Origin of the sequence: Clostridium felsineum DSM 794, from assembly GCF_002006355.2 — a bacterium.
Classification (GTDB): Bacteria; Bacillota; Clostridia; order Clostridiales; family Clostridiaceae; genus Clostridium_S; species Clostridium_S felsineum.
The window spans coordinates 1,592,605-1,605,828 of record NZ_CP096980.1; the positions used below are offsets into that span (position 1 = coordinate 1,592,605).

The window sequence follows — 13,224 nt, forward strand, 5'->3', positions numbered from 1 at the left end:
AGTTAGTGAAAAGTATACTACCTGCGTTCTTTTATTTATAGAGTTGATTATAATATGTTGACATAGAGCAAAAAGTTGCTAATACATATTTTTTAATAAAGTAAAACTAATAATGTACATTGAAAAAATTCAAATGTTTTATACATTTAATATGATATTGACATTTAGAATATAAAGAATTAATATATAAATATAATAGTGACGAAGAGGTGAAAAATATATGAATTTGTTAACTGAGAAATCAATATATACTGAGGGCGAAGCTTATATTGATTCTGTGATAGATGATAAATGTTTAGGTTGGCTGTTACCAATTTTAGAAACTGGTGAAACTGCTTGTAAAGCATTTATGAATTTAAATAGTGAATTTTTTAACTGTAAAGATTATTTAAATATGGTTCCTGGGCATTTATTAAGTTATTGTATTAATAAGCAATTATCTACTCAAAGCTTGATTTCATCGTGTCCTTTTATATCATACAAAGAAGTAATTAATAAAAGAAATGGTTATGCTATACCTATTTTAGGTAAGGAAAATGTTACTATTTCGGTAATGCGCAGTTCAAAACAAAAGCAAGTTGATTTAAGTGATAGAAGATATTTAAAGGAGAAATGTATAAGTAATGATGAAATAGATAGTCAATTATCAATGTTTAATGAATGTAACCAAGATTATTATAAAAAAGATAAATATCATGGTGTGTTATTATATGGAACAAAAAAAGATTGGGAAGGTATTGAATTTGCTGATATAATTTTTTTTGATAGTAAATTAAAAAGAGAATGCTATTCTTTAGATTTAGTTAACAGACTACATATTTATGAATCTACAATGAGTAACGAAGAAAAAAATCAAACTTTATTGAACGCAAAGAATTTAATTAACAATGAAAAGAGTAATTTGGAGGCTGAGTAATGACATGAAATCGGGGAACAAAATAGTAAATTTAGTTGCAACAAACAAAGTAAGGTCAGTAATCCCTGAAAGAATAAAAGAAGCAAGAGTTTATAGAGGATTAACTCAACATGATTTAGCTGAAGAAATAGGTGTTACTCGTCAAGCAATTTGTAAGTATGAGACTGGTGTAAATATTCCGCCGGTAGATATGCTTTTAGAAATTTCACGAAAGTTAGATTTTCCAATTAATTTTTTCTATAAGAAACGAGTCGAAAATTGCAATGAAGGTGAGATTTACTTCAGAAGTAGTACAATACCGAGTAAAACAAAAGATATGTTAAAACAAAAACTTAATTATCTTTCAACAGAAATTGTATATTTTGCTGAAAAATACATAAATTTACCCCAAATAAATTTAATTGACATTAAATACAAAAACGAATATAATATGGACGATATTAAAAATATAGCTAAAAGTTTAAGAAAACATTGGAACTTAGGGAATAAACCAATAAGTAATTTAACATATATAATGCAAGAAAATGGATGTATAGTGGCTAAATTAACGTTAGATTCAAATAAAGTTGATGGATATTCAAGATGGTTAAATAATAGACCGTATACATTCATAGATATTAAGAAAAATGCAGCCGTAAGAGCAAGATTTACTTTAGCTCATGAACTAGGTCATATAATATTGCATCGTAATCTTAAAAGTGGTGAAAACTTAAAAAGAAGAGAAAAAGAAGCACACTATTTTGCAGGCGAATTTTTATTCCCTAGTGAAGCTGTTATGGATGAAATTTCATATGTATCTTTAGATTCTTTAGTTCCTATAAAGTATAAATGGGGAATATCTATTGGAGCTATAGTTCGTAGGTGTCTTGATTTAGAACTTATTACTGAGGAAAGATATACTACACTGCAAAAACAAATTAGTAAACGAAAATGGCGTAAATTTGAGCCATTAGATGATGTGATTAAACTAGAAGAGCCACAGTTATTTAAGGAAGCATTTAATTTGTTAGTAGATAATGGTGTTATGAAAAAATCAGAAATTGTTAATTCAATTTTACTTAGTGAAAATGAATTAACAGATATATGTTGTTTACAGAAAGATTATTTTAAGGAAGAAAAATTAACTATAAATCCTAAGCTAAGCATAATTAAATAGATACGTTTTAAAACATATTATCAATATGAGAAATGAATTTTTTTGTATATAAATTAAAGTGATAAAATCAAAAAAATAATGTATAAGAATAGTAGAGGCATTTTTTAAGTCTTTGCTATTCTTTTTTTATTGGCAACAATTATTTTAGGTCAAAACTGACTAACAAACTGTATGTGAGTACAATTATGTGCTTATATGCAGTTTTTTTATATTTAATTTTAAAATTTGAAAGGCGGAATTATTATGAAAATTAAAGAAGTTACAATGAATGGATTCAAAAACAATAATATTGTACAGGAGCTTACAGGCTTTGATTTATTTACAGGACACAACGGTAAAGGAAAATCTTCAAGACTTCAAGCGGTAGCTCTTGCAATGATGGGTTATATACCTCAGTATGGAAAAACACTAGCAGATATATATAAACTAGCTTCAGATAAAGAAATTAATGTAGGCTTGAAACTAGATAATTTCTCTTTTGATAGAAGTATATTAAGAAAAATAACCACAAAGAGAAAAACAGGAGAAAAAGAAATTAAGTATGGAGAAGAACTAACACTAGTACCAAGTTTAGGTGAGAAAAAAATAGCAGATAAAGAAGCAAGGATAAAATCGGAACTAGGAAACTTTCCTATGATGATTGATTTTCAAGAGTTTTTGAATATGAGTGATACTGAAAAGAGGAAATTTATATATTCTATCACTGGAGTAAACGCAAATACTTGGAATAAGGATTCAATCCAAAAGTATCTTGAAAATAAATTACTTACACTTGAACTTCAAGTAAAAAAGCCTGACCAATATGAGGGTATGAGAATTTTAATTGATGAGGTTATGAATGATTATGTTGATGGTATAGATGTTCAAGTAGCCATAGAAAACCTTGTTTATAGAGCAAAAGAAAAATTATCATATTATAAAGAAAATGCTTTGAAAACAGAGGGTACAGTTCAAAAACTCGCTGAACTCAAAAATTCAACGAATGTAGATGGAGATTTTAAAGAGGTTCAAGATGAACTTAAAAGCTTACAGGACAAGTTACTTCAAACTGAAAAGCTTATAAGTACGTCTATAGAAAGAAAAAAGGTAATAGATAATAGACTTAATAAAATTAACATTATAAAGATAGAAGTAACTAATCTTGAAAGGTTTAAACCAGCTAATGATTTAGATAGTTTAAATAACAAGATAAAAGAACTTAATTTACAGGTGAAGAACGAAAGTGTAAATTATGATGATAAGATAAAAGAAGTTGTAGATAAAATACAGAAGCTTCAAAGTGAACTTCCTGAAAAACAAAATGAAGCACAGGAAATTATAAGGAAGGGAACTGAGAAGAAGACTGTTATTGAAACGTATGAAAAATCACTGAATGATATAGCTTGTCATGGTGGAAAATGCCTTGTTGATGCAAGAATAAAGTGTAATAAGGATTTCGCTAAATTTAAGGCATATGCAGAGGATTTAGTTAAAGATGCTAGAATTGAAAAGGATAATCTTTTAAACAAGTACAAGTGTGTAAAAGCTGAAATCATAGAAATTCAAAATGAAATAAAGGCTTTAGAAAATAAGAGGCATAGTATTCTTTCAGAAGAGAGGGAATTAAATAATAAGAACACTTCAATTAATAATGAAATTCTAAAAGTAACATCTCAAATAAATTCTATTAAAACTGATATAAAATTAAATGCAGAGAAATTGAAGATTAAAAAAGATGAACTGTCTAATTTACAAAATGAAATGGCGACTACAGAACCAGCAGCTCCAATAGATGCTTTGCAAAAACAGGCAGCCGCATTAAGAAATACTATAAAAACTTTTGAAGATGAAAGTAAACTTCAAGAAAAATCTAAAAATGATTATGAGAATCTTAAAAAAGTAATGCTTGAAAATAAAACTTCTGAACTTAATGTAGTGCTTTTAAATCAACTTATAGATGCTTTAGGAGCTAAAGGACTTCAAGGTGAGATTATGAAACAAGGATTAGAACCTCTAAAATCACTGGTTCAAGAAAATCTAAATCTATTAGGCATTAAAAATGAATTTTCATTTATATGTGAGTCTGAAAAAGGGAAGGAAGTTTTTCAGTTTGGATGGATAAATGAGAAAAAGAGTTTTGTTGATTTTAATGCTTTGTCTACAGGTCAGCAGATGATGTTATTAATAGCATTTTTAACGGCGGTGATAGAAAAGAAATCACCTAAATTGAAAGTACTTATGATAGATAACCTTAATGACCTTGATAGTATTAATTTAAAGAATGTATTATCTGGTCTTAAGAGTTTATCATCAAAATTTGATAATATTTTAATTGCAGGTATTGTTAATCAAAAAATAGACATGGATGGACTTAAAGTTTGGGATCTTGATGAAATGGTAGAAGAAAATAAAGACATGGAAGTTAAAGAAGAGATTATATAAATGAGAATAAATATTAAAAATAAAGTGCTAAATGGTTAATTGAACTGTTTAACACTTATTTTTTTCTATATAAAAGGAGGAACTAAAAATGAAATTGATTAAAACTTTAAAGAATATAGATATAAATGATTTAGGCTTTGAAGAATGGTACAGCTTTAATGAAAATGTATATTTTAAATTCTATAACACAAGTTTAAAAATTTTCAGTCTTGAAAATGCAATGAAGAGAGGAAAAGAGGTAAGTATATACAGCATTTACAGTAAAAATCATAATAATAATTTTAAAACCTTATTTTTTAGTCGTTTAAATGATTTAGGATTAAGTATTATTGAATTCATTTCAAAGCTTAAAAAAGATAAGGTAAAAGAAACTGATGAAATAGGTATAAACATTACATTAGAAAAAGGTGTTAGAGTATTTAATCCTTTTTATATCCCTAAAGATTTTAAGGAGCCTGATAAGTGGAAAATACAACATATAGTGAAAGCAATTTTATCAGGTTATGTCATTAAGGGTGAATGTACTAGATATCTTACGGATGATTATACTTATGATGCAGAAACCAATTTTGGTAAAGGTGAAATTGATGTTTTAGAACTTTGTAAGGATCTTGTTGAAAATCCAAGTGGTTGGTGGGTTAGTAAGGAAGAGAACTCAAAGGATTTAAATGGATATAAAATATTAGGAGTAAATTGTTATAGCTTTAATTATAATCAAATTTACTTTAATGAAAAAGCTCAAAAAAGAACAATAAAATTTGAAGGGGAGAATAAAGGTATGAGGAAAATAAGATGTTTATTATGTAAGGATGAAAAAATCGAAGAAATAATAATAGAGGATAATCTTAAAACATATTATGAGCTTTTAAAATGCAACTCAATTGATTTTATGAATGTACCTATTACAGAGAATATGAAGTATTCGATTGAAGCGATTGTGGATGATGAAGGAAGACTTGTTAATAAAGAAATAAGTAAAATATTATATCCATATTTAAAAAGAAAATACGAGTATGGTATAGCAGGAGATTTTTTAATAGTTAAAGTAGATAATACAACTGGTGAGACAATAAGTATGACAGATGGAGACATTAAAATGGTCACTACATTTATAAATGTTCAAGAATATAATTATGGAGAAAAAACTATAGAATATGATACTCAAAGAGAAGTGGAAAAAAAGGAATTTTAGGGGAGGAAAAGTTTATGAAGTTATTAGAAAAACAAGCATTTAAAGTGAAAAATAATTTAAAAATAGGACATATGAGGTGTTCATTTGAAGATAAAAGTATGTGTAATCAATGGATTTCACTTTATAGAAGTAACTTTAAGACTAACAGTGAGTTAAAAGAAATTCAGAAGGTTGTTAATGAAATAGTGGACAAGTATGATACCTTTGAAAAAATTGTTAAAAAGTGTGAAGCTTTTCATGGCTTAGAAATTGATTATATGTTTAATGGGCTAAATTACAATGCAGATTTATTTTTATCAAAAGGTACTTTCAATTACTGGGTAAGGTTGATACCTCAGATTGGAGAGTACAATTTGTATATTTCTGTCTATGATAAACATGATAGAGAAGTAGGAAGTGATAAACAATGAAGGTATTAAATCATTTAAATGATAATCAGCTTAAAGCTGTTACATCTGATTCAAAAACAATCCTCTGTTTAGCAGGGGCAGGAAGTGGAAAAACTACTGTCCTTACACATAGGATTTCTTATTTAAATGAAACTCAAAGAGTAGGCGGTAGTGGTATATTGTGTCTTACCTTTACCAGAAATGCAGCTAAGGAGATGAAGGATAGAATTAAACTCCTTATGGGGGAAGAAGAAGGCGGAAAAGTATTCTGTAATACCTTTCATGCTTTTGGTATTTCTATCCTTAAAGAATGGGGATTTAAGATTGGATATAATAAGGAATTTAGCATTTATGATGAAGAAGATAAGGAAGATATTATAAAAAATATTTTAGTGGATTTATGTATATGCCAAAGTAAAGAAGCAATAAGTACAAGAGATATTCTTAGTTCACTGGAATGTATGGAACATCCAGAGTATAAAGCTGAAAAATATCCAGCATTAAAAAATTATATATTGGCCGCTGGAGAATACAGGCACAGACTAAAGAAAAATTCAGCTGTAGATTTGGATATGCTACTTATAGATGCTGTAAAGTTATTAGAGAAATGCCCTGAAGTTAGAGAATATTATAATAAGAGGTATGAGTATATCTTTTGTGATGAATTTCAAGATTGTGATGATATTCAGATGAAGCTTATAAAAATACTTAAACCAAGAAATTTATTTGTAGTAGGTGATCCTGATCAGTGTATTTATGAGTGGAGGAAAGCTAAACCTAAATATATTGTAAACTTTGAAGCTTATTTTCCAGGTTGTGAGGTAATAACATTAGAAGATAACTATAGGTCTACAGGGGAAATAATAAATGCAGCCAATAAATTAATTTGCAACAATGATGATAGAGTTGATAAGAAACTTATATCCCATAAAGAAGGAGAAAATATAGAGTGTATTACATTTGAAAATATTGAAGAAGAGGCAGAATTTATAGCTAGCACCATTAGAAAAAGTAATAAAAGCTTAAAGGATTTTGCTGTGCTTTCAAGGACAAATAAGCAACTTAATATAGTAGCCCAACAGCTTAGAGAAAGTGGCATTTCATATCAAATTATAAATAACAGCCAAGATGTATTTAAAAAGTATGATATAAGAAAAATACTTAATTTTATAAATTTTGTTATTAATACTAAAGATGATAGGGCAGTGAAAAGAGCAGTTAACTTTCCTAAAGCTATTTTAAATTCAACACAAATATCAAAAATTGAGCTTAAATGTTCGGAAAAGAATTTAAGTTTCTTTGAGGGGCTTCAATCACTAAAGTTTAAGGATCAGGATGAAATTGATTTGTTTTTAAAAAGAATATTAAGCCTTAATGAGTTTATGATTAAGGAAAATAGTAATGCATATGATGTTTTTAAATATGTTGTAGAATTACTAGATGTACAAGCTATATATTCAGAAGAAAATAGAGATAGTAAAAATGATGATATACAAGTAGCCTTAGAAAAAATATCTCACTGGACAGATATTCAAGAGGAGATAAATCAGAGCATTTCAATTTCAGCTTTTCTAAAGTGGCTAAAGACAAAAGATATTCAGGAAAGATTGTTAGAGCAAAAGGATGCGGTAAAGCTCATGACAGTTCATGCATCCAAAGGTCTAGAATTTCCTGTAGTATTTGTTATTGGAATGAATGAAGGTATTTTTCCTAACAGACGAAGTGATATAGAAGAAGAGAGAAGACTTTTCTATGTTGCTGTAACTAGGGCAAAGGAAAAACTCTATATAACAAGACCAAACAAGGTTTTATATAGGAGTGGACTAGAAGTTGATACAGAAGAAAGTCAGTTTATAGGTGAAATGAATATATAATATAGTTTATTAAATAGAATAGTTTTTTATTTACTGTGATAAAAACAAAAAATTAATGTATAAGATATAGTAGAGACATTTAGTTTTTGCTATTTTTAGCGACATTCATTTGGTAGGTTTAATTTAAAAATAACTAACAAACTGTTTATGAGTGCTTTTTAAGCATTTATAGGCAGTTTTTTTATTTACAAAAATTAAGGAGGGGATGAAAATTGATTAATTTTAGAGAGTTACGTAATCAATTGAAAATGAACAAAAGTAAAAATGTTATGGTTTTATATTCGGTTGATTATTATAGTGTAAAAACTACAATTGAACACTTTAAAAAGTACATAGGAGTGCCTGAACTAAATATATCATATATAAATGATATAGATGATATGAAGCAGATTATAAATGCTTGTGAGACACTTCCATTTATGAGTGGAAAAAGGCTAGTACTTCTAAAAAGTGATTTTTTAGAACCTGATATTAAAGATAAAAACAACTTATTACAGGATATTCCAAAATATATTCCTAATGTTCCTGATACAACTAATTTGATCTTATATTCTTTTCAGAAAGATAAAAGAGAGAATGTTAGTAAAAATAAAAAATTATTAAAACTTGAAAAGTCAGGAGCATCAGTTGTTATAAGTCTTAAAAATAATTCATACGAGGTTAGAACTTTAATACATGATTTCTGTGAGAAATATAATTTGAAACTGATTAAAGAAGTGGAGAATTTTATAGCTACCAATTCAGGTAATAATTTAGATTTCTTGCTTAATGATATTAATAAACTTAGATTTATGGATGAAATATCTATAGAAAATATTAAGAAGGCTTTTTCAAACTTGAATGAGCAAGATATATTTGATTTTATAGAAGCCATAAGTAATAAGGATGGGTTAACCTCACTTGAAATACTAAATTCACTTACTCAAAAAGGAGAGACACCTATAGGTATTTTATTTATGCTTATTAGGCAGTTTAAGTTGTTATTCTATGCAAAAGTTTCAATAGAAAAAAAGGTTATTAGCGATGATTTTGCAAAAAAGAATAAACTGCATTCTTACGTTGGAAAAATAATTTATTCTCAAGCTAAAAATTTTACATTAAAACAGCTTCAGAGTTATCTAAGTATTTGTATAAAATATGAGATTAAATTTAAAACAACAGGAGCTTCAATGGTGGATTTGGAAATGCTTTTATCATTACTAATTTAAAATAACAATAATCTAAAAATTATCTATAAAACAAAAGTTGAAAGGGGAAATAATATTATGCTTTACAACGATTTTAGACCACAAAACTTTAATGACATGATAGGACAGGAACATATTACAAGAATACTTAAAAATCAGATTAAGTCAGGGAAACTTTCACATGCATATTTATTATGTGGTACAAGAGGAACTGGAAAAACAACTAGTGCTAAAATAATTGCAAAAGCTGTTAATTGTCTTTCACCAATAGATGGAGAACCATGTGGAGAATGTGAGATGTGCAGAAAAATTAAACAAGGAATATGTACGGATATTACAGAACTTGATGCTGCTTCGAATAATGGTGTAGAAGATATTAGAGGAATAATAAGTTCATTAATATATCCACCAGTTGAAGCAAAGTATAAAGTTTATATATTAGATGAGGTTCATATGCTGTCTATGGGAGCTATAAATGCTTTTCTTAAAACACTTGAAGAACCACCTGAAAATGTGATTTTTATTCTTGCAACTACTGATTCTCAAAAGCTTCCAGTAACTATATTATCAAGATGTCAAAAATTTGATTTTAGAAGAATCAGAACTGAGGATATATATACTAGACTAAAGTATGTATCAGAAAAGGCTCATATAAATATTGAAGATAAAGGACTTAAGCTTATATCAAAAGTATCAGATGGAGCAATGAGAGATGCATTAAGTATATTAGAACAGGCTATGTCTCTTGATACTGAAAGTGGTGTTAATTATAATGATTTATTGAACCTTTTAGGAGTCAGTAATAACAATAATCTTTTTAAAATAACTGAGAATATATTAGAAAATAATAAAATTGAATTATTAAACATTGTTGCTTCACTGGATGAACAAGGTATAGATTTAATGCTTTTAACTAAAGATTTAATAAAGTTTTCAAGGAATTTGCTTATGGTAAAAACTATGAAAGAAAGTGCTTTGAGAGTTGTTCCTATGGCTGAAGAAGATGTTGAAAAGTTGAAAATTATGTGTGAAGATACTCCAAGTGAGAAGATAATATCCTTAATTAAAATGCTTCAAGATTGTGAATTAAAAATGAAAACTTCAAGTCAAGTAAGAGTAGTTTTGGAATTAGGCTTAATTGAATATGATAATTCAATTAATACTATAAAATCAGATATAAGTAATCTTGAAGATGAAATAAAGGAGTTAGTAGGTAAGCTTAATGGTAAAGAGCAAATTAATAATTCTGTAAGTGATATAAAGATAAGGATAAAAGAAAGTAAGGAAAGGATAATTGAAACGTTAAAAAATTCACCTAAAGTTAATATAAAACACGTAGGAGAAGCTTTAGAAAAGACTAAATTAAAAGTTTCTATATTTCCTAAGATTACAATAATATCAGAAAATAAAGAAGGAAGATTAATTTTAAATAATGCTATTGAATGTATAAAAAGAGGTTTTGCTAAATATTTAAATCAGCCTGAAAAAGAGGTTGAGATTACTGTTATATAAGTCAATTAGAATATTATGTAAATTAAGAAAAAACTGTATGTTAATGCAAAAGCATTTATGTGCAGTTTTTCTTTTAAGTAGAAGTTTTAAAGCTAAATTATTTAAATAAAAATTATGGAGGAAACTAATATGAAAAATGAAAATTCAAGAGAGAAAGCTGAAAATAAAATAACAGAAGAGCATAAAAAGTTTAAAGAGAAGGTGCTCAAAATGAAGGTAGAGCAGATATATAATATGTCTGGTACTATTATTTTTACTGAAGCTACAATCTATCATTTACATCAACTTATGAAAAGTGATGAACTTTGTGAGTTAATAAATAAAGAAGATGCAATACTTGAAGGTGCAGTACAGCATATTATCATGAATGTGAGAAAAAAATATGGTCAAACGGGGGATTTACCTGTAGAAGAATTCCATAGTCTTATATGGGATTATTATAAGATGGACCACAGTAAAGCAAAAAAGGCAATGGAATTAAAGGAGAAAGTTAAAGCTAATTCACCAACTAATGATATATTATTAAAGCGTATCAAAGATAAACCATCAAGTCCAAAGGCAGGAGTTCTTCAAATGTCTTTGTTTGACCTTGGAGGTGAAAATAATGCGTAAAGCTAAATTAGTAGAAATAAAAACGTGTAAACTAAAAAAATCATTTCTTATTAATTTTTTAGAGACAAATATAAAGTACTTTGTATCTTCTCAAATTATTAGACTTGATAATGATATATTAATGTTTTGTATATATTCAAAACATAGTAGTTCCAGTGAAGTAGAATTGAGTTATAGAGTATTTATAGATAATACCCAAAAAGATTATATAACTCAAGATTTTACTTCAAATGAAATAAAATGGCGTAAGGCTAGGCTATCAAATATTTTAGGATGGTTATGGGAAGAAAATAGTGTTTTAGTTGATAATAAGTCAACTCGAAATATACTAAAATATTTTAAAGTCAAAGAAAAACCTCTTTCTGCTATAGAAAAGTTTCAAAATGCTGTACTTAAAGAAAAGTTAGAGAAAAAGCATGAGATTATTACGAAAAGAATAGACAAAGAAATGAAAATAGTACCTAAGTTGCCTGATGATTTTGCACAGTGGGTTGAGGAAGAAGCTTTATTTATTATAAGTACAGAAAAGGTAGTAAACCAATGGAAGGATATTGCACTCACTGCGGTAAAAAGGTACTTATTAATAAACCTAGACATAATAAAGAGGGGATATGTCCTAAATGCAAAAGTAAAGTAGTATATAAAGCAGAAGGAAAATCTAAAAATATAGATGATTGTACAAGAACGTCTATTATACAGAAAGTACCTAATGGAGTTATTATAAGAGCTTTTAGCATAAGGAAATTTTATGGGAGCAATTATAAGAAACCTAAATTAATAATACATGAATTTTCAAGAGATTTTTATGAGTTTAATAATGATAATTCTTTGAAAATTAAAACATATGAATGGTGGAATTTTAAGCAAACAGGTGTTATGCGTTGGTGCGAAGGTGGGGGGAATTCCAACTTTGACTATTATAATATCTCCTTATATAGTACAAATTTAAATGATGTTTTATGTGATACCATATGGAAATATTCAGAGATCAAACATTTTGCAACTATAGAACAAGGTCATACATTCCCCGTATATTCTTATTTAGGGTTGTATATGAAATACCCATTTATAGAGCAATTGATGAAACTTAATCTAGTACATTTAGTTAAAGATATATTAAGTTGCTACTATTATTATGGAAGATGCTGTTTTGGTGAAGATTATGTATTTAGCTTTAATGAAAAAAATATAAAAGATATTCTTAAAATAGATAGAAAGTTTTTACACCTTCTTCAAGAACTGAATGCCGGTATAAATGAATTAAAGGTAATACAGGAAGTTTTTAAAGGAAAATTTAATATTACAAATGAAAAAATATTATATATTGCAGCCAAGTTTTATAACCCAAAGGATATTTTTAATTTTTCAAAAAAGTACTCAATAACAATACACAGAATTATTAAATATATAGAATTCCAAATGATTAATTGTAGTTCAAAGGAAAATGATATTCTTTCAGATTGGGAGGATTACTTAAATAATTGTACTTTTTTAAAATATGAGATAAAAAAGGATTCAGTTATATTTCCAAGAAACCTAAAACAAAAACATGATGAGATATATAAGTTAATACAGAATAATAAAAAGGAGTTATATGATAAAGCTATAAAGGAAATGTATAACGAACTTTTAGAAAGATTTAAGTGGAGCTATGGAAAGTACATTATAATTCCACCTAAAAATGCAGATGAATTAGTAAAGGAAGGAAATGTATTAGACCATTGTGTAGCGACAAATTATATGGGAATTATGGCTATGAGAAAAACTGTAATATTGTTTATACGGAATAAAGATGAAATTGATACTCCGTTTTATACCATTGAAGTTAAGGATAATGAGATAAAACAATGCAGAGGTAAGAGAAACTGTGGTATGACAGATGAAGTTGAAAACTTTATTGAGGAATTTAAAGATAAAAAGCTAAGGAAAACTTTAAATAAAAAAATAGCATAGGAAGGTGAAAAT

Annotated in this window: 11 protein-coding genes; all 11 read left to right on the top strand. The window is 27.4% G+C overall.

The features are described from left to right. Positions 1-220 precede the first annotated feature (220 nt). The 11 genes from CLFE_RS07520 (at position 221) to CLFE_RS07570 (ending at position 13,212) form a co-directional block, all read left to right on the top strand. A complete protein-coding gene (locus CLFE_RS07520; protein ID WP_077894744.1) occupies positions 221-916 on the top strand; it encodes a hypothetical protein in 696 nt (231 codons plus the stop codon). 4 nt (positions 917-920) lie between these two features. Beyond that, positions 921-2,072, top strand: a complete 1,152-nt coding sequence (locus tag CLFE_RS07525; RefSeq protein ID WP_169850997.1) for a helix-turn-helix domain-containing protein — start codon at positions 921-923, stop codon at positions 2,070-2,072. A 243-nt stretch (positions 2,073-2,315) separates the two neighbouring features. Beyond that, positions 2,316-4,493 (top strand): hypothetical protein, encoded by a 2,178-nt coding sequence (locus CLFE_RS07530; RefSeq protein ID WP_077894746.1) that lies wholly within the window; start codon positions 2,316-2,318, stop codon positions 4,491-4,493. A gap of 88 nt (positions 4,494-4,581) precedes the next feature. Next, positions 4,582-5,685: a DUF3846 domain-containing protein gene (locus CLFE_RS07535; RefSeq protein WP_077894747.1), complete on the top strand. Its 1,104-nt coding sequence runs from the start codon at positions 4,582-4,584 to the stop codon at positions 5,683-5,685. A gap of 14 nt (positions 5,686-5,699) precedes the next feature. Further along, the gene (locus tag CLFE_RS07540; RefSeq protein ID WP_077894748.1) at positions 5,700-6,095 is read left to right on the top strand and encodes a hypothetical protein; all 396 of its coding nucleotides are present in this window, start codon (positions 5,700-5,702) and stop codon (positions 6,093-6,095) included. Beyond that, complete coding sequence (locus tag CLFE_RS07545) at positions 6,092-7,948, top strand: ATP-dependent helicase (protein ID WP_077894749.1); 1,857 nt, start codon at positions 6,092-6,094, stop codon at positions 7,946-7,948. Before CLFE_RS07540 ends, CLFE_RS07545 begins: the two co-directional genes overlap by 4 nt. A gap of 212 nt (positions 7,949-8,160) precedes the next feature. After that, complete coding sequence (holA, locus tag CLFE_RS07550; RefSeq protein ID WP_077894750.1) at positions 8,161-9,156, top strand: DNA polymerase III subunit delta; 996 nt, start codon at positions 8,161-8,163, stop codon at positions 9,154-9,156. A 57-nt stretch (positions 9,157-9,213) separates the two neighbouring features. Continuing rightward, complete coding sequence (gene dnaX, locus CLFE_RS07555) at positions 9,214-10,647, top strand: DNA polymerase III subunit gamma/tau (RefSeq protein ID WP_077894751.1); 1,434 nt, start codon at positions 9,214-9,216, stop codon at positions 10,645-10,647. A 129-nt stretch (positions 10,648-10,776) separates the two neighbouring features. Beyond that, positions 10,777-11,259, top strand: coding sequence for a hypothetical protein (locus CLFE_RS07560; protein ID WP_077894752.1), 483 nt, complete (start codon positions 10,777-10,779; stop codon positions 11,257-11,259). Further along, entirely contained in the window at positions 11,252-11,896 is a 645-nt protein-coding gene (locus tag CLFE_RS07565; protein WP_077894753.1) for a hypothetical protein, read from the top strand. Before CLFE_RS07560 ends, CLFE_RS07565 begins: the two co-directional genes overlap by 8 nt. Beyond that, a complete protein-coding gene (locus CLFE_RS07570; protein ID WP_077894754.1) occupies positions 11,800-13,212 on the top strand; it encodes a PcfJ domain-containing protein in 1,413 nt (470 codons plus the stop codon). The genes CLFE_RS07565 and CLFE_RS07570 overlap by 97 nt, the downstream gene beginning before the upstream one ends. Positions 13,213-13,224: the final 12 nt, after the last annotated feature.